This window comes from Shigella sp. SIG6, from assembly GCF_053555815.1.
Genome location: NZ_JBQZXC010000058.1, coordinates 1 through 21,416, shown reverse-complemented (window position 1 = coordinate 21,416; position 21,416 = coordinate 1). Strand labels below are relative to the sequence as shown.

Here is a 21,416-nt window from a genome sequence, read left to right as displayed (position 1 = left end):
AACTCATGAAGAATGAAAAGAGAAAAACGGGAATAGAACCGAAGGTTTTCTTTCCACCATTAATAATCGTCGGCATACTTTGTTGGCTTACAGTCAGAGATCTGGATGCGGCGAATGTCGTTATTAATGCTGTATTCAGTTACGTCACCAATGTATGGGGATGGGCATTTGAATGGTATATGGTGGTGATGCTTTTCGGTTGGTTCTGGCTGGTATTTGGCCCGTATGCCAAAAAGCGTTTAGGTAACGAACCGCCAGAATTTAGCACCGCCAGTTGGATCTTTATGATGTTCGCCTCCTGTACGTCTGCTGCCGTACTGTTCTGGGGATCGATTGAGATCTACTACTACATCTCCACCCCGCCGTTTGGCTTAGAACCGAACTCGACAGGAGCGAAAGAGTTGGGGCTGGCTTACAGCTTGTTCCACTGGGGACCTCTGCCGTGGGCCACTTACAGCTTCCTTTCAGTCGCCTTCGCTTACTTCTTCTTTGTCCGCAAAATGGAAGTGATTCGCCCCAGCTCGACACTGGTGCCGCTGGTAGGTAAAAAACACGCCAAAGGGTTGTTCGGTACCATCGTCGACAACTTCTATCTCGTCGCCTTGATCTTCGCGATGGGTACCAGTCTGGGCCTTGCCACGCCGCTGGTGACCGAGTGTATGCAATGGTTGTTTGGCATTCCGCATACCCTGCAACTGGACGCTATCATCATTACCTGCTGGATTATCCTCAACGCCATTTGCGTCGCTTGCGGTCTGCAAAAAGGGGTACGTATCGCCAGTGACGTGCGTAGTTACCTGAGCCTCCTGATGCTGGGTTGGGTGTTCATCGTCAGCGGTGCCAGCTTCATCATGAACTACTTCACCGATTCGGTGGGGATGTTGCTGATGTATCTGCCGCGCATGTTGTTCTATACCGATCCCATCGCTAAAGGCGGCTTCCCGCAGGGCTGGACCGTGTTCTACTGGGCATGGTGGGTGATTTACGCCATCCAGATGAGTATCTTCCTCGCCCGCATCTCCCGTGGTCGTACTGTGCGTGAACTGTGCTTTGGCATGGTGATGGGGCTGACAGCATCCACCTGGATCCTGTGGACCGTGCTCGGTAGTAACACTCTGCTGTTGATGGATAAAAACATCATCAACATTCCAAATCTGATCGAACAGTACGGTGTGGCGCGCGCCATCATCGAAACCTGGGCCGCTCTGCCACTCAGCACCGCCACCATGTGGGGCTTCTTCATCCTCTGCTTTATTGCCACCGTTACGCTGGTTAACGCCTGCTCTTATACCCTGGCGATGTCTACTTGCCGCGAAGTACGCGATGGTGAAGAACCACCGCTGCTGGTGCGTATCGGTTGGTCAATTCTGGTTGGTATTATCGGTATTGTTCTGCTGGCGCTCGGCGGCCTGAAACCGATTCAAACCGCCATTATCGCCGGAGGATGCCCGCTATTCTTCGTCAACATTATGGTGACGCTCTCCTTTATTAAAGACGCGAAACAGAACTGGAAAGATTAATTAACCCCCAAAATATCAAGAGGTTGAAAGATGGATTTTAATTTAAATGATGAGCAGGAACTGTTTGTCGCCGGTATCCGCGAACTGATGGCCAGCGAAAACTGGGAGGCCTATTTTGCCGAGTGCGACCGTGACAGCGTCTACCCGGAACGTTTTGTCAAAGCACTGGCGGATATGGGTATCGACAGTCTGCTGATCCCTGAAGAGCACGGTGGTCTGGACGCGGGGTTTGTTACTCTCGCCGCCGTGTGGATGGAGCTGGGACGTCTGGGGGCACCAACCTATGTACTGTACCAGCTGCCGGGCGGGTTCAATACCTTCCTGCGCGAAGGCACACAAGAGCAGATCGACAAGATTATGGCTTTCCGCGGCACCGGTAAGCAGATGTGGAACTCAGCGATTACCGAACCGGGCGCGGGCTCCGACGTGGGTAGCCTGAAAACGACTTATACCCGTAGAAATGGTAAGATTTATCTTAATGGTAGTAAGTGTTTTATTACCAGTAGCGCCTACACCCCGTACATCGTGGTGATGGCGCGCGACGGGGCTTCTCCGGACAAACCTGTCTACACCGAATGGTTTGTTGATATGAGCAAACCGGGCATCAAAGTGACCAAACTTGAGAAGCTCGGTCTGCGTATGGATAGCTGCTGTGAAATCACCTTTGACGATGTGGAACTGGACGAGAAAGACATGTTCGGTCGGGAAGGTAACGGCTTTAACCGCGTCAAAGAAGAGTTCGACCATGAACGTTTCCTGGTAGCCCTGACCAACTACGGTACGGCGATGTGCGCCTTTGAAGATGCGGCGCGCTACGCCAACCAGCGCGTGCAGTTTGGCGAGGCTATTGGTCGTTTCCAGTTGATTCAGGAAAAATTCGCCCACATGGCGATCAAATTAAACTCCATGAAAAACATGCTGTATGAAGCAGCGTGGAAAGCAGACAACGGCACCATCACCTCTGGCGATGCAGCGATGTGCAAATACTTCTGCGCCAATGCGGCATTTGAAGTGGTGGATAGCGCAATGCAGGTGCTGGGCGGTGTCGGGATTGCGGGCAACCACCGCATCAGCCGCTTCTGGCGTGACCTGCGTGTAGACCGCGTTTCCGGAGGATCTGACGAAATGCAGATCCTGACGCTGGGTCGTGCGGTGCTGAAGCAATACCGCTAAGTCCGTGCGCTGCCTGATGCGACGCTGACGCGTCTTATCAGGCCTACGGGAGCACGAATGTAAGCCGGATAAGGCGTTTACGCCGCATCCGGCAGTCATGCGCTACATAAATTTTTCAGGAGCTAATAATGGATCATCTACCCATGCCGAAATTCGGACCGCTGGCCGGATTGCGCGTTGTCTTCTCCGGTATCGAAATCGCCGGACCGTTTGCCGGACAAATGTTCGCAGAATGGGGCGCGGAAGTTATTTGGATCGAGAACGTCGCCTGGGCCGACACCATTCGCGTTCAACCGAACTATCCGCAGCTCTCCCGCCGCAATTTGCACGCGCTGTCGTTAAATATTTTCAAAGATGAAGGCCGCGAAGCGTTTCTGAAATTAATGGAAACCACCGATATCTTCATCGAAGCCAGTAAAGGTCCGGCCTTTGCCCGTCGTGGCATTACCGATGAAGTACTGTGGCAGCACAACCCGAAACTGGTTATCGCTCACCTGTCCGGTTTTGGTCAGTACGGCACCGAGGAGTACACCAATCTTCCGGCCTATAACACCATCGCCCAGGCCTTCAGTGGTTACCTGATTCAGAACGGTGATGTTGACCAGCCAATGCCTGCCTTCCCGTATACCGCCGATTACTTTTCTGGCCTGACCGCCACCACGGCGGCGCTGGCAGCACTGCATAAAGTGCGTGAAACCGGTAAAGGCGAAAGTATCGACATCGCCATGTATGAAGTGATGCTGCGTATGGGCCAGTACTTCATGATGGATTACTTCAACGGCGGCGAAATGTGCCCGCGCATGAGCAAAGGTAAAGATCCCTACTACGCCGGTTGCGGTCTGTATAAATGTGCCGACGGCTACATCGTGATGGAACTGGTGGGCATTACCCAAATTGAAGAGTGCTTTAAAGATATTGGCCTCGCACATCTACTCGGTACGCCGGAAATCCCGGAAGGCACTCAGCTTATCCACCGTATCGAATGCCCTTACGGCCCACTGGTAGAAGAAAAACTCGATGCCTGGCTGGCGGCACATACCATCGCAGAAGTTAAAGAACGCTTTGCCGAACTGAATATCGCCTGTGCCAAAGTACTGACCGTACCGGAACTGGAAAGCAATCCACAGTATGTTGCCCGTGAATCAATCACTCAGTGGCAAACGATGGATGGTCGCACCTGCAAAGGGCCGAACATCATGCCGAAATTCAAAAATAACCCCGGACAAATCTGGCGCGGAATGCCCTCACATGGCATGGACACGGCTGCCATTTTGAAAAATATCGGCTACAGCGAAAACGACATTCAGGAGTTGGTCAGCAAAGGTCTGGCCAAAGTTGAGGACTAAACGCGTGGCGTCAGTCGGCTTGCCTGACTAGCGCCCGCCCAATAACAAACGAACAAAAATGGATAGAGGTGCAATGGATATCATTGGCGGACAACATCTACGTCAAATGTGGGACGATCTGGCGGACGTTTACGGTCATAAAACGGCGCTGATTTGTGAATCCAGCGGCGGAGTCGTTAACCGGTATAGTTATCTTGAGTTAAATCAGGAGATTAACCGCACGGCAAACCTGTTTTATACGCTGGGGATTCGCAAAGGCAACAAGGTTGCACTACATCTCGACAACTGCCCGGAATTTATCTTTTGCTGGTTCGGGCTGGCAAAAATTGGCGCGATTATGGTGCCGATTAACGCCCGCCTGTTACGCGAGGAAAGCGAGTGGATCTTGCAAAATAGCCAGGCGTGCCTGCTGGTGACCAGTGCGCAATTTTATCCTATGTATCAACAGATTCAGCAGGAAGATGCCACTCAATTGCGGCACATTTGCCTGACAGATGTGGCACTTCCCGCTGATGATGGAGTGAGTTCGTTTACTCAACTGAAAAATCAACAACCTGCCACCTTGTGCTATGCACCGCCACTATCGACTGACGATACGGCGGAAATTCTCTTCACCTCCGGCACCACCTCCCGACCGAAAGGTGTGGTGATTACCCATTACAACCTGCGCTTCGCTGGATATTACTCCGCCTGGCAGTGTGCACTGCGTGACGATGACGTCTACATGACGGTAATGCCTGCGTTTCATATCGATTGCCAGTGTACTGCGGCGATGGCGGCGTTTTCTGCCGGGGCCACCTTTGTGCTGGTCGAGAAATACAGCGCCCGCGCCTTCTGGGGACAGGCGCAGAAGTACCGCGCCACCATTACCGAATGTATTCCGATGATGATCCGTACGTTGATGGTGCAGCCGCCTTCAGCGAACGATCGGCAACACCGCCTGCGGGAAGTGATGTTTTATCTCAACTTGTCGGAGCAGGAAAAAGACGCATTTTGTGAACGCTTCGGCGTTCGCTTGCTGACGTCTTATGGGATGACGGAAACCATTGTGGGCATTATCGGCGATCGCCCTAGCGATAAACGACGCTGGCTGTCGATTGGTCGGGCGGGGTTTTGCTACGAAGCGGAGATCCGCGACGATCACAATCGCCCGCTCCCGGCAGGTGAGATCGGTGAAATCTGTATTAAAGGCGTACCAGGGAAAACCATCTTCAAAGAGTATTTTTGAAACCCGAAAGCCACTGCGAAAGTGCTGGAAGCCGACGGCTGGCTACATACCGGCGATACCGGATACCGCGACGAAGAAGGCTTTTTTTATTTCGTCGATCGCCGCTGCAATATGATCAAACGCGGTGGCGAGAATGTCTCCTGCGTGGAGCTGGAAAATATCATCGCCACCCATCCGAAAATTCAGGACATCGTGGTTGTGGGTATTAAAGATTCGATTCGCGATGAAGCCATCAAAGCATTTGTGGTGCTGAATGAAGGTGAAACATTGAGCGAAGAGGAATTTTTTCGCTTCTGCAAACAAAATATGGCGAAATTTAAAGTGCCCTCTTATCTGGAGATCAGAAAAGATCTGCCACGTAATTGCTCGGGGAAAATAATTAGAAAGAATCTGAAATAAATGAAACGTCAGGGAACTACCCTGCCAGCTAATAATCACGCCCTAAAACAATATGCATTTTTTGCAGGGATGTTGTCGTCCCTAAAAAAGCCAAAATGGAGAAAAGGAATGAGTGAATCATTACATCTGACCCGCAATGGATCAATTCTGGAAATTACCCTTGATCGCCCAAAAGCGAATGCTATTGATGCAAAAACCAGCTTTGAAATGGGCGAAGTATTTCTAAATTTCCGTGACGATCCGCAATTACGTGTCGCCATTATTACCGGTGCCGGAGAGAAATTCTTTTCCGCGGGCTGGGATTTAAAAGCGGCAGCAGAAGGCGAAGCACCGGATGCTGACTTTGGCCCGGGTGGTTTTGCGGGATTAACCGAAATTTTCAATCTCGACAAACCAGTTATCGCAGCTGTGAACGGCTACGCCTTTGGCGGCGGTTTCGAACTGGCGCTGGCGGCAGATTTTATTGTTTGTGCCGATAACGCCAGCTTCGCCCTGCCGGAAGCCAAACTGGGCATCGTTCCTGACAGCGGCGGTGTGCTGCGTCTGCCGAAGATCCTGCCGCCTACCATCGTCAATGAAATGGTGATGACCGGCAGACGAATGGGCGCAGAAGAGGCGCTGCGTTGGGGGATAGTCAACCGCGTGGTTAGCCAGGCGGAACTGATGGATAACGCCCGCGAACTGGCTCAGCAGCTGGTTAACAGCGCCCCGCTGGCGATTGCGGCGCTGAAAGAGATCTACCGCACCACCAGCGAAATGCCGGTAGAAGAAGCGTATCGCTATATTCGCAGCGGCGTGTTGAAACACTATCCATCGGTTCTGCATTCGGAAGATGCCATTGAAGGGCCGCTGGCGTTTGCCGAGAAGCGCGATCCGGTGTGGAAAGGACGTTAACAACCGTGAGCTATTACGCCTTTGAGGGGTTAATTCCGGTGGTTCACCCGACGGCGTTTGTCCATCCCAGTGCCGTCTTGATTGGCGATGTGATTGTGGGAGCCGGTGTCTACATCGGCCCACTCGCCTCACTGCGTGGTGACTACGGGCGGTTGATCGTGCAAGCGGGAGCCAATATTCAGGATGGCTGCATTATGCATGGCTACTGCGACACTGACACCATCGTTGGGGAAAACGGCCATATCGGGCATGGAGCGATCCTGCATGGTTGTGTGATTGGTCGCGATGCATTGGTCGGGATGAACAGCGTAATTATGGATGGCGCGGTCATTGGCGAAGAGAGCATTGTTGCCGCAATGAGCTTTGTCAAAGCAGGCTTTAGTGGCGAGAAACGCCAGTTGTTGATGGGTACGCCAGCCCGCGCTGTACGCAGTGTTAGTGACGACGAGTTACACTGGAAACGGTTGAATACCAAAGAGTATCAGGATCTTGTCGGGCGCTGTCATGCATCGTTACATGAAACGCAGCCACTGAGGCAAATGGAGGAAAATCGCCCCCGTTTGCAGGGGACGACGGATGTGACGCCTAAACGGTGATCTTGCCGGATGCGACCTGGTTGCTGGATAAGATGCTACAACATCGTATCTGGCAAGCAGGACGCCCGGTATCAACGAGATAAAATTAACGACGCATACTCTTTGACAACATCATCTGCCACTTCTGCTCGCGGTTAAGTTCCGTGAGCGGAACGGCAGGAATACGCGGTGTCTTTCTTACGCCGACTAATTTTTCCCGACTGTTATTGCGCAGGCGCGCGTAAATTTGCTCATCGATATCGACCACTTTAACCAGTCGCTGACACTGGCATCCCCGCCCTTCCAGCTTATTAGGGATCATCTTAACTTCGCAGCTTATTTCTGTGACTTCCGACAGAATATAAGTCAGGGTATTAACCGCCTTGCTGTGTTCAATATCGAAATGAATAGAGATCTCTCTTGCTATCACCCACCGATTTTCAGCCATCATCCATTCGGCGATTAACAAGTAGAGTGGTTTTTCAACATATCCTTCACACATACGAACTCCAGTTTCACAAATTAAAAGTCTGGCTATGACTCGTTTTGAAGCAATTAAACAAGGCCATATTAAAATTGTGGATATATCGATAGTATGCAACTTCACCGTCGATAAGTGTGAGCTAAATCCTGCTTATGTCATCAAAAATATCGATTCCCCAAAAGATTTACTTAATGGGCAAAAAAAAACGGTCCTCATCAGAGAACCGTATTAGTTATTCGATCAAATTAGCGGATGAAAAATATCCGCCACGACACGCTATTATTTGATCTGTGCGTGCATTTCCTGCACCGAAATTACTTTTTCAGTCGCATCGGCATTCAGCGCCATCGCGGTAGCGAAACCACCGTTCAGGGTGGTGTCATAATGCACTTTATATTGCAGCGCACTGCGACGGATCACGCGGGAGTCTTCAATCGCACGACGGCCTGAGGTGGTGTTGATGATGTAGGTATATTCGCCATTCTTGATACGGTCCTGAATGTGCGGACGGCCTTCATGCACCTTGTTTACCAGACGCGGATTGATACCCGCTTCGCCCAGCACAATCGCCGTGCCGTGGGTCGCATCCAGCTCGAAGCCCTGTTTCAGCAGTTTTGCCGCCAGGTCCACCACGCGTTCTTTATCGCCTTCGCGCACGGAAAGCAGCGCACGACCGTGTTTCTTCATGGTGGAGTTGCTGCCCAGCTGCGCTTTGGCGAACGCTTCAGCGAAGGTGCGGCCCACGCCCATGACTTCCCCGGTAGAGCGCATTTCTGGCCCTAACAGCGGGTCAACGCCCGGGAATTTATTGAACGGCAGCACCGCTTCTTTCACCGAGTAGTACGGCGGAATAACTTCTTTGGTTACGCCCTGCTCAGCCAGCGATTTGCCAGCCATCACACGCGCCGCCACTTTTGCCAGCGGTACGCCGGTGGCTTTGGAGACGAACGGAACAGTACGCGCCGCACGCGGGTTTACTTCAATCAGGTAAACTTCGTTGTTTTTCACCGCAAACTGCACGTTCATCAGACCGCGCACCTGCAATTCGAAGGCCAGTTTCTGCACCTGCTGGCGCATCACATCCTGAATTTCCTGACTTAAGGTGTACGCTGGCAGCGAACATGCGGAGTCACCGGAGTGCACGCCCGCCTGCTCGATGTGCTCCATGATGCCGCCAATCAGCACCATTTCGCCGTCGCAGATGGCATCCACGTCAACTTCTACTGCGTCATCAAGGAAATGATCCAGCAACACTGGCACATCGTTAGACACGCTAACCGCCGTCTGGAAGTAGCGACGCAGGTCAGCTTCGTCATAGACGATTTCCATCGCCCGACCGCCGAGAACGTAAGACGGACGCACCACCAGCGGGTAGCCAATCTCTTTTGCCTTCTCAACTGCCATTTCAATAGCAGTAACGGTGGCGTTCGCCGGTTGTTTCAGTTTCAGACGGTCAACCGCATGCTGGAAGCGTTCACGGTCTTCCGCACGGTCGATAGCATCCGGGCTGGTGCCGATAACCGGTACGCCAGCGGCTTCCAGTGCACGCGCCAGTTTCAGCGGGGTCTGACCGCCGTACTGAACGATAACGCCTTTCGGCTTCTCAATACGCACGATTTCCAGCACATCTTCCAGAGTTACCGGCTCGAAGTAGAGGCGATCGGAAGTGTCGTAGTCGGTAGAGACGGTTTCCGGGTTACAGTTAACCATAATGGTTTCGTAACCGTCTTCACGCAGCGCCAGCGAGGCGTGTACGCAGCAGTAGTCGAATTCGATACCCTGACCGATACGGTTTGGACCGCCGCCAAGCACCATGATTTTTTCACGGTCGGTAGACGGATTCGCTTCGCACTCTTCTTCATAAGTGGAGTACATGTAAGCGGTGTCGGTGGCAAACTCTGCCGCACAGGTATCCACGCGCTTGTAGACCGGGTGCAGGTCATATTGGTCACGCAGCTTACGGATTTCCGCTTCGCGTACGCCCGCCAGTTTTGCCAAGCGCGCATCGGCAAAGCCTTTGCGTTTCAGCTGGCGCAGGAATTCAGCGTTCAGGCCAGTGATGCCCACTTCCGCCACTTTCTCTTCCAGACGCACCAGTTCTTCAATCTGTACCAGGAACCAGCGGTCAATGTTAGTCAGGTTGAAGACGCCGTCCACAGACAGGCCCGCGCGGAAAGCATCGGCGATGTACCAGATACGCTCTGCGCCTGCGTCTTTCAGTTCGCGACGGATTTTGGTTAACGCTTCCGGGTCATCCAGGCTCACTTTCGGGTCGAAGCCAGTTGCGCCCACTTCCAGGCCGCGCAGCGCTTTTTGCAGGGATTCCTGCTGCGTGCGACCAATCGCCATCACTTCGCCAACCGATTTCATCTGAGTGGTCAGACGGTCGTTAGCACCGGCGAATTTTTCGAAGTTGAAGCGAGGAATTTTAGTAACCACATAGTCGATGGACGGCTCGAAGGAGGCCGGAGTACGTCCGCCAGTGATGTCGTTCATCAGTTCGTCGAGGGTGTAACCCACCGCCAGTTTCGCCGCCACTTTAGCAATCGGGAAACCGGTCGCTTTCGACGCCAGCGCCGAAGAACGGGACACGCGTGGGTTCATTTCGATAACAATCAGGCGACCGTTTTTCGGGTTCACCGCAAACTGGACATTGGAACCACCGGTTTCAACGCCGATTTCACGCAGCACCGCCATCGAGGCGTTACGCATGATTTGATATTCTTTGTCGGTCAGCGTTTGGGCTGGCGCGACAGTGATGGAGTCACCGGTGTGGATGCCCATCGCATCAAAGTTTTCGATAGAGCAGACGATGATGCAGTTGTCGTTTTTATCACGCACCACTTCCATCTCGTACTCTTTCCAGCCGATCAGCGACTCATCAATCAGCAACTCTTTGGTCGGAGAGAGATCCAGACCGCGGGCGCAAATTTCTTCAAACTCTTCACGGTTATAAGCGATACCGCCGCCGCTACCGCCCATGGTAAAGGATGGGCGAATAATGCACGGGAAGCCCACGTCAGCGGCAACAGCCAGCGCTTCTTCCATCGTGTGTGCGATACCGGAACGCGCGGTTTCCAGACCAATTTTCTTCATCGCTACGTCGAAACGACGGCGGTCTTCAGCTTTATCAATCGCATCGGCAGTGGCACCAATCATGGTGACACCGAACTCTTCCAACACGCCCTGACGTTCCAGCTCCAGCGCGCAGTTCAGCGCCGTCTGACCGCCCATGGTTGGCAGCACCGCGTCCGGGCGCTCTTTTTCAATAATCTTGCGTACCACTTCCCAGTGAATCGGCTCGATGTAGGTCGCATCGGCCATTTCCGGGTCGGTCATGATGGTCGCCGGGTTGGAGTTCACCAGAATGACGCGGTAACCCTCTTCGCGCAGGGCTTTACATGCTTGCGCGCCAGAGTAGTCAAACTCACACGCCTGACCGATAACAATCGGGCCCGCACCCAGAATCAGGATACTTTTTATATCTGTACGTTTTGGCATGGCTCTTTTACTCCTGATTACTTAGCGGTTTTACGGTACTGCTCAATTAACTTGATAAAGTGGTCGAACAACGGCGCGGCGTCGTGTGGACCAGGGCTGGCTTCAGGGTGACCCTGGAAGCTGAACGCCGGTTTATCGATGCGATGAATGCCCTGTAACGTACCGTCGAACAGGGATTTATGCGTGACACGCAGGTTTGCAGGTAATGTTGCTTCATCCACCGCAAAACCGTGGTTCTGGGCGGTGATCATCACCACGTTTTTCTCCACATCTTTAACCGGATGGTTGCCGCCGTGGTGACCAAATTTCATTTTGACAGTCTTCGCACCGCTCGCCAGCGCCAGCAGCTGATGACCGAGACAGATGCCGAATACCGGAATATCGGTTTCGAGGAACTTCTGGATGGCGGTAATGGCGTAATCGCACGGGGCCGGGTCGCCAGGACCGTTGGAGAGGAAGATGCCGTCTGGATTCATTTTCAGCACATCTTCCGCAGAAGTTTGCGCCGGAACGATGGTCAGGCGACAGCCTCTATCCACCAGCATCCGCAGGATGTTGCGCTTGGCACCAAAATCATAAGCCACGACGTGGAACGGCAGCTCGTATTCTTTTTTCGCTTCTGGCAGGCCGCCGGTCAACGTCCAGCTCCCTTGTGTCCAGCTATAGGCTTCTGCGGTGGTCACTTCTTTTGCCAGATCCATGCCGTTCAGACCTGGGAACGCGCGGGCTTTTTCTAACGCCAGCGCCGCATCCGGGTTATCGCCTGCGATAATGCAGCCATTCTGTGCGCCTTTCTCGCGCAGTAAACGCGTCAGCTTACGGGTATCGATATCGGCAATCGCCACGATGTTATGGCGCTTCAGGTAAGAAGAGAGGTCTTCGGTATTACGGAAGTTGCTGGCAATCAGCGGCAGGTCGCGAATCACCAGACCTTGTGCATGTACCTGAGAAGATTCTTCATCGGCGTCATTAGTGCCGACATTGCCAATATGGGGATAAGTAAGAGTAACGATTTGACGAGAATAGGAAGGATCAGTGAGGATTTCTTGATAACCGGTCATTGAAGTATTGAAAACGACTTCCCCAACCGCCGAACCTGTTGCCCCTATGGCCCGACCGTGAAACTGGGTTCCGTCTTCCAGAACCAATAGCGCTGACTTAATCAAAACACCCTCCAGAGAATATTCACTCACTTTATTTGCATATTAATTCACAGTAATGACGTAAATCAATGCAAATCTGCTTACCGACGAATTTCTGGCAAACGGCGGCATTCTGGAGATATGGGCGCTAAAAGTCAACTTAATGGCAGGATTTTTTATATTATTTTGTGGCTCATGCATGTTTTACAGGCATTAAGCGACAAAAACATCATCTAACCTGTTCTGGAAAACGCTTGCGCAGCAAGAAGATTGCATGAAATAAAAACGAGCAGGAAAAAGTGGACCAAATGGTCAAAATTTACATTAAAACAACAAAAATAGAAGACGAAACATGTAATTTTTGGCAGTTATAGAAAATTTAAAAGCATAACACCAAAAATAAAAGGGCTAAAAATTAAAGCCCTTTATAATTAATAAATTAAATGTGTTACTTTTGCATCATAATAAACATTTTGTGGTTACAAATTATTGAGATCAAGCACATCTCGCATATCAAAAAGACCACTTTCCTTACCACTCAACCACAAAGCCGATCTTACCGCACCGTTAGCAAATGTCATGCGGCTGGACGCCTTATGGGTGATCTCCAGACGCTCGCCAATATCGGCAAACATCGCGGTATGTTCGCCAACGATGTCACCTGCACGCACGGTGGCAAAACCAATGGTACCAGGCACACGTTCACCGGTATGGCCTTCACGACTGTAGACCGCGCAATCTTTCAGATCTTTATCAAGGGCGTGGGCGATCGCCTCTCCCATTGCCAGTGCGGTGCCTGACGGCGCATCAACTTTATGTCTATGATGTGCTTCAATAATTTCGATATCGGTGTAGTCACCCATCACTTTGGCTGCTTTCTCCAGCAGCTTAAGCATGACGTTAACGCCAACGCTAAAATTGGCGGCAAAGACAATCGCAATATCGGCGGCGGCGTCACGAATTGCCTGTTTACCGGCTTCGTCAAACCCCGTAGTGCCGATCACCATCCCTTTGCCATGCTGCCGACAAAAAGCGAGATGGTTCAGCGTACCTTCCGGACGGGTAAAATCGATAAACACATCAAAATCATCTTTTATCGCATCAAGACTGCTTTGCACGGTAACGCCTGTTTTCCCTGCACCAGCCAGCTCACCGGCGTCGCTGCCCAGTAAAGAAGATCCTTCGCGCTCCAGCGCCGCGCCCAGCTGCACGCCTTCTAATGCCAGTGCCGCCTGAATCAACTGGCGGCCCATACGCCCCCCGGCTCCCGCGATGGCAACGCGGATGTTTGCATCATGCATAGCTATTCTCTTTTGTTAATTTGCATAGACCGTTTTCAGAGTAACCAGCGCATCGCTACGCCGCCAGCCAAAAACGCTGATAATTAGAAATTAATGATAAACAGGGAGGGATATCAGTGAAAGGCATGAGTCGATGAATGACTGCATGCCGATAACATGTGACAGGTTACGGCACCAGAGCCAGCACCTCAGCCACCCACTGTTGGAAGCCTTTTACATTCAGATCCAATGCCACCTGTACATTGGCTGGTTTGCCCAGGCAACCGTCGATATCAACCACCGTCGTGCCTGAGGTAAATTCGCCTTGAGTTTCTACCGCGACAAAACACGGCTTGAGGGTGAATAAGTCCGGGCGCACCAGCCAGGCGATGGCGCAGAGATCGTGCATTCGCAGACCGCTTTGCATACTGCCGCTACGGTAGTGGCTAAACAGGGCGTGGAGCATTTTTCCGGTGCGATTCAACTCCGGTAAAGTAGCGAGATAGTCAGGGGTTAATATTGCCTGATTGGTGACATCCAGACCGCACATGACAATTTCGATGCCGCTACGGAAGACACAGGCAGCCGCTTCTGGATCGGCAGCGATATTAAACTCGGCATTTGGTGTACAGTTGCCGCGACCAGCAGAACCGCCCATGATCACCAGACGACGAATATACGGTTTACATTCCGGGCATTGTAAAAGTAACAGCGCAATATTGGTTAACGGGCCGATGGCCACTAGGGTAACGGGCTCTGGTGCACGCATCAGGGCATCCCGAATCGCCAGAAACGCCGGTATCCCGAGTGGCTTTCGGTTGTGCTCAACAAAGTCGTAGCCAGCCATTCCCGATTCGCCGTGCACAGATGCTGCATCACGCGGTGCGCGTACCAGCGGCACAGCGGCTCCCTGGGCGAGCGGAATCTCCGCATTCCAGAAATGCAGCAGTTGCAGGGCATTGCGGGTAGTTTTCTCAACCGAGACATTACCCGCGACGGTGGTCATCAGTTGCAGGTCGAGTTCGGGGGCAAAAATCGCGGCGGCAATGGCGACGGCATCGTCAATGCCGGGGTCAGTATCGAGGAAGATAGGTAAACGCATGTTTTCTTCATAAAAAATGCCGGTAACAAGACCGGCATTTTCGCATAACTTAGGCTGCTAATGACTTAATCGACTTCACGAATATCGACACGCAGCTCTTTCGGCACTTCGAAAACAATATTTTCTTCACGGCCTTCCAGCGGAATGGCTTCACCACCACCCAACTGCTGCAAACGTGCCACCACATTCTGCACCAGAATATCCGGAGCCGATGCGCCCGCAGTCACGCCGACGCATTTAACCTCTTTCACCCACTCTTCCTGGATATCTTTCGCATCGTCAATCAAAAACGCGTGTTTGCCCATACGCTGGGCCAGCTCCGCCAGACGGTTGGAGTTGGAGGAGTTTTTCGAACCGACCACCAACACAACTTCCGCCTGTTCTGCCAGGGCGCGTACCGCTTCCTGACGGTTAGTCGTGGCGTAGCAGATGTCATCTTTGCGCGGACCGACAATTTTCGGGAAGCGTTTACGCAGCGCGTCGATCACATCAGACGTGTCATCCACCGACAGCGTGGTTTGGGTCATAAAGGAGAGCTTCTCTTCGTTTTTGACCGTCAGTTTCCACACATCGTCTGGCGATTCAACCAGATACATTCCCCCTTCGGGGTTGCTGTACTGCCCCATCGTCCCTTCCACTTCCGGGTGCCCGGCGTGGCCGATGAGAATAGATTCTTCGCCACGGCGACTGGCGCGGGCAACTTCCATATGCACTTTGGTCACCAGCGGACAGGTGGCATCAAACACCGTCAAATCGCGGCTTTTCGCTTCGTTACGAACCGCCTGAGAAACACCGTGTGCGGAGAAAATCAGGATCGCGCCGTCCGGCACTTCACTAATCTGCTCAATAAAGATAGCCCCACGCTCGCGCAAGCTATCGACCACGTAGCGGTTATGCACCACTTCGTGACGGACATATATCGGTGCGCCGTAAATGGCCAGCGCGTTTTCAACAATGCTGATAGCGCGGTCTACCCCGGCACAAAAACCACGCGGGTTGGCCAACAGGATCTGCATGTTACGCCTCCAGTGCCGGATCGATTTCCAGCACATCAATATCAAAATGAACGGTCTGCCCGGCCAGCGGATGGTTGAAATCAACGGTAATGGAGTCGCCGTTAATTTCGCGGATCACACCAGGCATCTCACTGCCATCCATTGCGGTAAAAAGCATGATTGCGCCAATTTCTGGCTCGCCTGCATCCATAAATTCACGGCGGGAGAAGTACTGAATCAGGTCCGGTGACGGCACGCCAAACGCCGCATCTGGCTCCAGCGAGAAGGTGGTTTTGTCGCCCACTTTCAGCCCCAGCAGGTGTTGCTCCAGCCCTTCAGAAAGAGAAGCATCGCCCAGGCGGAACAGCGCCGGTTTACCGTTGTTGCGAGTAGACTCGGCGGTGGTGCCATCGTCGAGTTTTAGCGTGAAGTGCACCAGGACGGCGCTATTGCTCTGTACAGATTCAGACATGCAGGTTTGCTCTTATTTTTGAGGATTTTTGCCGGATGCGGCCTACGATTTCGTAGCAATCTGTAGGCCGCATCCGGCAGGGTTTATTATTGTTTTTTCGCTTTGGAAGGTAAAAACCCTTCCAGCACGATCAGTGCCGCACCGACACAAATGGCAGTATCGGCAAGGTTGAAGGTGGCGAAGTGCCAGTCGCCGACGTAGAAGTCGATCATATCGACAACGAAGCCGTGCCACAGGCGGTCGAACAGGTTGCCCAGCGCGCCGCCAATAATCAGCGCGTAAGCGATATTGTTTAGCTTCTGCGTGGCCTTCGAGCGATACATCATCACTGCCAGGAGCACGCTAATACCAATCGCAATACCGGCAAAGAACCAACGCTGCCAGCCGCCGCTATCGGCAAGGAAACTAAACGCCGCGCCATAGTTACGCGCATAATGCAGATTAAGCGACGGGAACAGCGGGACCGTATCCCCCAGAGCAAAGTTCTGGAGGATCAGGTATTTGCTGCCCAGATCGATAATCAGCACGACTACCACCAGCCACAGCCAGCGTAGCCCTGTTGAACAGATCGATTGACTCATCAGGCAAACTTACGTTTTTCACCGTCACCGGCGACGTTGCTGACACAGCGGCCGCAGATTTCTGCGTGTTCCGCCACCTTGCCGACATCCTGGGTGTAGTGCCAGCAGCGTGGGCACTTCTCACCTTCGGCTTTACTCAACGCGACTTTCAGCCCTTTGAGTACTTCGCTCTGCTGAGCATCAGCAGGTGCGTCGTTATAGTCTGCAACGGTAGCGCCGGAGGTCAACAGGACAAATCGTAATTCATCGCCCAGCGCGGTCAGTTTCGCCGCCAGTTCCGGTTCTGCATACAAGGTTACTGCCGCTTCCAGCGAGCCACCCACTTTCTTGTCGGCACGCGCTTGCTCAATGACTTTGTTCACTTCGCCACGCACTTTCAACAGCTCGTCCCAGAACGCATCGTTCATTGCTTCACTGTCTGCCAGACCAAACAGGCCTTCGTACCACTCACCGGTGAAGACGTATTTTTCACGTTCGCCCGGCAGATAGCCCCACACTTCATTAGCGGTGAAGGAGAGGATTGGTGCCATCCAGCGCACCAGCGCTTCAGCGATGTGATACAGCGCAGTCTGGCAGCTACGACGCGCCACGCTATCCGCTTTGGCGGTGTACTGACGGTCTTTGATGATGTCGAGGTAGAAGGAACCCATCTCAACGGAGCAGAAGCGCATCAGACGCTGTACCACTTCGTGGAAATCGTATGCTTCGTACGCCTTGAGGATGTCTTCCTGTGCCGCTTTCGCACAACCTACGGCCCAGCGATCCAGTACCACCATCTCTTCCGGTTTCACCATATCTTTTGCTGGATCAAAACCATTCAGGTTTGCCAGCAGGAAGCGCGCGGTGTTACGGATACGACGATAGCTATCGGCAGCACGTTTCAGGATCTCGTCAGAAACGGCCATTTCACCGGTGTAGTCGGTTGATGCCACCCACAGACGCAGAATATCCGCGCCCAGTTTGTTCATCACATCCTGCGGCGAAACGGTGTTGCCGATGGATTTAGACATCTTGCGACCCTGACCATCCACGGTAAAGCCGTGGGTCAGTACCTGACGATACGGCGCTTTGCCTTTCATCGCGGTGGAGATCATTAGGGAAGACATGAACCAACCACGGTGCTGGTCAGAACCTTCCAGATACATGTCCGCTGCGTGACCGGCAAATTCCGGACGCACGTCAACAACAGAAGAGTGGGTAGATCCGGAGTCAAACCATACGTCGAGAGTATCCGGCACTTTCACATACTGGTCAGCTTCGTCGCCGAGGATCTCTTTCGCATCGAGATCCCACCACGCCTGGATGCCGTCAACTTCAACGCGTTTAGCCACTTCTTCCATCAGTTCGAGGGTACGCGGATGCAGCTCTTCCGTGTCTTTGTGCACGAACAGTGACATCGGTACGCCCCAGGTGCGCTGACGGGAGATACACCAGTCAGGACGGTTAGCAACCATCGACTCGATACGCGCCTGGCCCCAGTCCGGGATCCACTGCACGCCTTTGATCTCTTTCAGTGACTGCGCACGCAGACCTTTCTGATCCATGCTGACGAACCACTGCGGTGTCGCGCGGAAGATGATCGGCGTTTTGTGACGCCAGCAGCACGGATAGCTGTGCTGCATTTTCTCAACGTGCAGCAGCGCGCCTTTTTCCTGCAGCAGCGCAACGACGATGTCGTTCGCTTTGAAGACGTTCACGCCATCCAGCGCCGGATAAGTGCCCGGCAGATAAGTGCCGTCCGGGCCAACCGGGTTAGCGGTTTCCAGGCCGTATTTCTGACCGATCACATAGTCGTCCGGGCCGTGGCCAGGCGCGGTGTGAACGGCACCGGTACCGGCATCCAGGGTAACGTGATCGCCGAGGATTGCCGGAACGTCGAAGCCCATAAACGGATGGGTAAAGCGCAGCAGCTCAAGCTCTGCACCTTTTACCGTGCCGAGAATGGTGTAATCGGTCACGCCGATACGCTGCATTACGCTTTCAACCAGATCTTTCGCCAGAATCACGGCCTGACCGTCGATCTGCACCAGCGCATAGTCGAAATCAGGTGCAATAGAGATTGCGCGGTTCGCAGGCAGAGTCCACGGCGTAGTGGTCCAGATCACCAGCGAGATTGGGCCGTTAACGTTGCTTACGCCAAATTTCGCTTTCAGCGCATCCTGATCGACCGCCTGGAAAGCGACGTCAATGGACGGAGAAGTTTTGTCGTAATACTCAACTTCCGCTTCTGCCAGTGCAGAACGGCAGTCTACGCACCAGTGCACCGGCTTCGCGCCTTTGTGCAGGTGACCATTGCCGATGATTTTGCCCAGCGCGCGGATGATGTTGGCTTCAGTTTTGAAGTCCATAGTCAGATACGGGTGCGACCAGTCGCCCAGCACGCCCAGACGGATAAAGTCTTTGCGTTGACCGTCAACCTGGGTCGCCGCGTATTCGCGGCACTTGGCGCGGAACTCGGCGGCGGTGAATTTCTCACCCGGCTTACCGTATTCTTGCTCTACTTTCAGCTCGATCGGCAGACCGTGGCAGTCCCAGCCAGGCACATACGGCGAGTCATAACCGGAAAGCCCTTTGGACTTCACGATAATGTCTTTCAGAATCTTGTTAACCGAGTGACCAATATGAATGCTGCCATTCGCATAAGGAGGGCCATCATGCAGAATGAAGGTTTTTTTGCCTTTTTTAGCCGCACGGATGATGCCGTACAGATCATCATCAGTCCAACGCGCCAGCATTCCCGGTTCGCGCTTGGCGAGATCGCCACGCATCGGGAACCCTGTTTCCGGCAAATTCAGGGTTGATTTATAGTCACTCATCAGATTCTCGGTTCCGTGTTTCGGTTTGATTACATAACAGGCTTAAGCCGGTTTTGTTAGCCCAAAAAATTCGCGGGCGGTTAATTCATCACGCGCAATCTGCGCTTTCAGTTCGTCCAGCGACGCAAATCGCTGCTCATTGCGTATTTTTTTACGCAGCACTACTTGTATATGGCGACCGTAAAGGTCCATTGCAACATCTAACAAATGCACTTCCAGCTGCTGGCGAATACCGGCAACCGTTGGGCGTGTTCCGATGTTTGCCACGCCGGGTAATGGCTTTTCACCGAGGCCCAGCACTTCTACCGCATAAACCCCTTTCACCGGGGAAACCTGACGGCGTAGCGGTACATTCGCCGTCGGGAAACCTATAGTGCGCCCTAATTCATCACCGTGGACTACACGCCCGGAGATGGCAAACGGGTGCCCCAGTAAACTTTCTGCCAGAGCCAGATTGTCATCAGCCAGCGCCTGACGCACGGCGGTGCTGCTGATACGCACACCACCTTCGCAAAAAGTTTGCGTACTGGTGATATCGAAGCCGTATTCCATGCCAGCTTTCTGTAATAACAAGAAATCGCCTTCACGACCAGCGCCAAAGCGGAAATCATCACCTACGGCAAGAAATTTTACGAGCAAATGCTTCACCAAAAGATCGCTGATGAAATTTTGCGCGGTTAACGCCGCAAAACGCCTGTCGAAACGCACGCACAGCACGTAATCAACGCCACACTCTGCAAGGTAACGCAGTTTTTCCCGCAGCCGGGTCAGTCTTGCCGGGGCTTTATCGGTAGCAAACAGTTCCAGTGGTTGAGGTTCAAAAAGCATCACCATCACCGGTAAGTTGCGCTTGCGCCCTTCTTCCTGCAAGCCCTGTAACAGCGCGCGATGACCGCGATGCACGCCGTCGAAATTACCAATAGTCAGCACACACCCTTCTTGCGGGGCCTGGCTGAGATTATGTATGCCGCGTATCAGCTTCATGTCTGGCTCAAAACAGTGAAAATCGTCCGAGTATACCTTGTACAGCGGTCAAGGTTAACCGGCGATTGAGTACCGAAATCAGAAAGAAGTGGCTTTTCATTGCCATGGCGCAAATCACGGGAAGAAACTGACCGCCTGCTGCAATTTTTATCGCGGAAAAGCTGTATTCACACCCCGCAAGCTGGTAGAATCCTGCGCCATCACTACGTAACGAGTGCCGGCACATTAACGGCGCTTATTTGCACAAATCCATTGACAAAAGAAGGCTAAAAGGGCATATTCCTCGGCCTTTGAATTGTCCATATAGAACACATTTGGGAGTTGGACCTTGGCTAATATCAAATCAGCTAAGAAGCGCGCCATTCAGTCTGAAAAGGCTCGTAAGCACAACGCAAGCCGTCGCTCTATGATGCGTACTTTCATCAAGAAAGTATACGCAGCTATCGAAGCTGGCGACAAAGCTGCTGCACAGAAAGCATTTAACGAAATGCAACCGATCGTGGACCGTCAGGCTGCTAAAGGTCTGATCCACAAAAACAAAGCTGCACGTCATAAGGCTAACCTGACTGCACAGATCAACAAACTGGCTTAATCGCCAATTTGCTGAAGCTTTGTGAAAAAGCCCGCGCAAGCGGGTTTTTTTATGCCTGCTGCTTTTGTGATGCGTGAGAGAACACACTGCCGGTTGCCAGATAGTCAAAAGAGACATGCCGTTGTACTATCTGAACTCTTCGTGGCTTAAGAATCGTAGAACCATCGGCTGATACATTCTGAACAAGAATATCTACTCAATCTCCAGACTCCCCCACAAAGAATATGGACATTGTGATACACATTGAGGTATTAAACTTAAGACCACTCTATTTTTGAATTAAATTCCTATATACTTTAACCATTCATAAATATCTCCTCATTAGACCTTGT

Annotated in this window: 17 protein-coding genes and 1 pseudogene; 7 read left to right on the top strand and 11 right to left on the bottom strand. The window is 52.5% G+C overall.

The window, feature by feature from the left end; translation table 11 throughout:
- Window positions 1–5: 5 nt before the first annotated feature.
- The 6 genes and pseudogenes from caiT to caiE all read left to right on the top strand — a co-directional run bounded on the left by caiT (window position 6) and on the right by caiE (window position 7,156).
- The gene (gene caiT / locus ACUU1M_RS11510; RefSeq protein ID WP_000787120.1) at window positions 6–1,520 is read left to right on the top strand and encodes an L-carnitine/gamma-butyrobetaine antiporter; all 1,515 of its coding nucleotides are present in this window, start codon (window positions 6–8) and stop codon (window positions 1,518–1,520) included.
- Between the two features lie 30 nt (window positions 1,521–1,550).
- Window positions 1,551–2,693, top strand: a complete 1,143-nt coding sequence (caiA, locus tag ACUU1M_RS11505) for a crotonobetainyl-CoA dehydrogenase (protein ID WP_000347117.1) — start codon at window positions 1,551–1,553, stop codon at window positions 2,691–2,693.
- 128 nt (window positions 2,694–2,821) lie between these two features.
- Entirely contained in the window at window positions 2,822–4,039 is a 1,218-nt protein-coding gene (gene caiB, locus ACUU1M_RS11500; RefSeq protein WP_000349932.1) for an L-carnitine CoA-transferase, read from the top strand.
- Between the two features lie 73 nt (window positions 4,040–4,112).
- Window positions 4,113–5,666 (top strand): annotated as a pseudogene (gene caiC, locus ACUU1M_RS11495) (crotonobetaine/carnitine-CoA ligase).
- Between the two features lie 108 nt (window positions 5,667–5,774).
- On the top strand, window positions 5,775–6,560 hold the full coding sequence (gene caiD / locus ACUU1M_RS11490) for a crotonobetainyl-CoA hydratase (RefSeq protein WP_005053639.1): 786 nt from the start codon (window positions 5,775–5,777) through the stop codon (window positions 6,558–6,560).
- A gap of 5 nt (window positions 6,561–6,565) precedes the next feature.
- The gene (gene caiE / locus ACUU1M_RS11485; RefSeq protein ID WP_000122884.1) at window positions 6,566–7,156 is read left to right on the top strand and encodes a carnitine operon protein CaiE; all 591 of its coding nucleotides are present in this window, start codon (window positions 6,566–6,568) and stop codon (window positions 7,154–7,156) included.
- An 85-nt stretch (window positions 7,157–7,241) separates the two neighbouring features.
- Here caiE and caiF read toward each other — a convergent pair whose 3' ends face one another.
- The 11 genes from caiF to ACUU1M_RS11430 form a co-directional block, all read right to left on the bottom strand.
- On the bottom strand, window positions 7,242–7,637 hold the full coding sequence (gene caiF / locus ACUU1M_RS11480) for a carnitine metabolism transcriptional regulator CaiF (RefSeq protein WP_000333125.1): 396 nt from the start codon (window positions 7,635–7,637) through the stop codon (window positions 7,242–7,244).
- A gap of 261 nt (window positions 7,638–7,898) precedes the next feature.
- A complete protein-coding gene (gene carB, locus ACUU1M_RS11475) occupies window positions 7,899–11,120 on the bottom strand; it encodes a carbamoyl-phosphate synthase large subunit (protein ID WP_001126372.1) in 3,222 nt (1,073 codons plus the stop codon).
- 17 nt (window positions 11,121–11,137) lie between these two features.
- Window positions 11,138–12,286 carry a glutamine-hydrolyzing carbamoyl-phosphate synthase small subunit gene (gene carA / locus ACUU1M_RS11470; RefSeq protein WP_024260722.1) on the bottom strand — a complete coding sequence of 383 codons (1,149 nt, stop codon included), beginning with the start codon at window positions 12,284–12,286 and terminating at the stop codon, window positions 11,138–11,140.
- Window positions 12,287–12,741: 455 nt separating this feature from the next.
- Window positions 12,742–13,563: a 4-hydroxy-tetrahydrodipicolinate reductase gene (gene dapB / locus ACUU1M_RS11465; protein WP_000543585.1), complete on the bottom strand. Its 822-nt coding sequence runs from the start codon at window positions 13,561–13,563 to the stop codon at window positions 12,742–12,744.
- Window positions 13,564–13,729: 166 nt separating this feature from the next.
- A complete protein-coding gene (rihC, locus tag ACUU1M_RS11460; protein WP_001239124.1) occupies window positions 13,730–14,644 on the bottom strand; it encodes a ribonucleoside hydrolase RihC in 915 nt (304 codons plus the stop codon).
- Window positions 14,645–14,709: 65 nt separating this feature from the next.
- Window positions 14,710–15,660 (bottom strand): 4-hydroxy-3-methylbut-2-enyl diphosphate reductase, encoded by a 951-nt coding sequence (ispH, locus tag ACUU1M_RS11455; RefSeq protein ID WP_001166389.1) that lies wholly within the window; start codon window positions 15,658–15,660, stop codon window positions 14,710–14,712.
- 1 nt (window position 15,661) lies between these two features.
- Complete coding sequence (fkpB, locus tag ACUU1M_RS11450) at window positions 15,662–16,111, bottom strand: FKBP-type peptidyl-prolyl cis-trans isomerase (RefSeq protein WP_000004654.1); 450 nt, start codon at window positions 16,109–16,111, stop codon at window positions 15,662–15,664.
- Between the two features lie 86 nt (window positions 16,112–16,197).
- Window positions 16,198–16,692, bottom strand: coding sequence for a signal peptidase II (gene lspA / locus ACUU1M_RS11445; RefSeq protein WP_000083382.1), 495 nt, complete (start codon window positions 16,690–16,692; stop codon window positions 16,198–16,200).
- Window positions 16,692–19,508, bottom strand: a complete 2,817-nt coding sequence (gene ileS / locus ACUU1M_RS11440; protein WP_152028854.1) for an isoleucine--tRNA ligase — start codon at window positions 19,506–19,508, stop codon at window positions 16,692–16,694. Before ileS ends, lspA begins: the two co-directional genes overlap by 1 nt.
- 42 nt (window positions 19,509–19,550) lie before the next feature.
- On the bottom strand, window positions 19,551–20,492 hold the full coding sequence (gene ribF, locus ACUU1M_RS11435; RefSeq protein WP_000767321.1) for a bifunctional riboflavin kinase/FAD synthetase: 942 nt from the start codon (window positions 20,490–20,492) through the stop codon (window positions 19,551–19,553).
- Window positions 20,493–20,499: 7 nt separating this feature from the next.
- Complete coding sequence (locus tag ACUU1M_RS11430; protein ID WP_001300728.1) at window positions 20,500–20,718, bottom strand: DUF2575 family protein; 219 nt, start codon at window positions 20,716–20,718, stop codon at window positions 20,500–20,502.
- A 102-nt stretch (window positions 20,719–20,820) separates the two neighbouring features.
- Here ACUU1M_RS11430 and rpsT point away from each other — a divergent pair, with 102 nt between their 5' ends.
- Entirely contained in the window at window positions 20,821–21,084 is a 264-nt protein-coding gene (rpsT, locus tag ACUU1M_RS11425; protein WP_001274021.1) for a 30S ribosomal protein S20, read from the top strand.
- Window positions 21,085–21,416: the final 332 nt, after the last annotated feature.

Coding starts and splice junctions, on each gene's coding strand:
- caiT (WP_000787120.1), top strand. CDS start 6: ATGAAGAATGAAAAGAGAAAAACGGGAATAGAACCGAAGGTTTTCTTT.
- caiA (WP_000347117.1), top strand. CDS start 1,551: ATGGATTTTAATTTAAATGATGAGCAGGAACTGTTTGTCGCCGGTATC.
- caiB (WP_000349932.1), top strand. CDS start 2,822: ATGGATCATCTACCCATGCCGAAATTCGGACCGCTGGCCGGATTGCGC.
- caiD (WP_005053639.1), top strand. CDS start 5,775: ATGAGTGAATCATTACATCTGACCCGCAATGGATCAATTCTGGAAATT.
- caiF (WP_000333125.1), bottom strand. CDS start 7,637: ATGTGTGAAGGATATGTTGAAAAACCACTCTACTTGTTAATCGCCGAA.
- carB (WP_001126372.1), bottom strand. CDS start 11,120: ATGCCAAAACGTACAGATATAAAAAGTATCCTGATTCTGGGTGCGGGC.
- dapB (WP_000543585.1), bottom strand. CDS start 13,563: ATGCATGATGCAAACATCCGCGTTGCCATCGCGGGAGCCGGGGGGCGT.
- rihC (WP_001239124.1), bottom strand. CDS start 14,644: ATGCGTTTACCTATCTTCCTCGATACTGACCCCGGCATTGACGATGCC.
- ispH (WP_001166389.1), bottom strand. CDS start 15,660: ATGCAGATCCTGTTGGCCAACCCGCGTGGTTTTTGTGCCGGGGTAGAC.
- fkpB (WP_000004654.1), bottom strand. CDS start 16,111: ATGTCTGAATCTGTACAGAGCAATAGCGCCGTCCTGGTGCACTTCACG.
- lspA (WP_000083382.1), bottom strand. CDS start 16,692: ATGAGTCAATCGATCTGTTCAACAGGGCTACGCTGGCTGTGGCTGGTG.
- ileS (WP_152028854.1), bottom strand. CDS start 19,508: ATGAGTGACTATAAATCAACCCTGAATTTGCCGGAAACAGGGTTCCCG.
- ribF (WP_000767321.1), bottom strand. CDS start 20,492: ATGAAGCTGATACGCGGCATACATAATCTCAGCCAGGCCCCGCAAGAA.
- ACUU1M_RS11430 (WP_001300728.1), bottom strand. CDS start 20,718: ATGTGCCGGCACTCGTTACGTAGTGATGGCGCAGGATTCTACCAGCTT.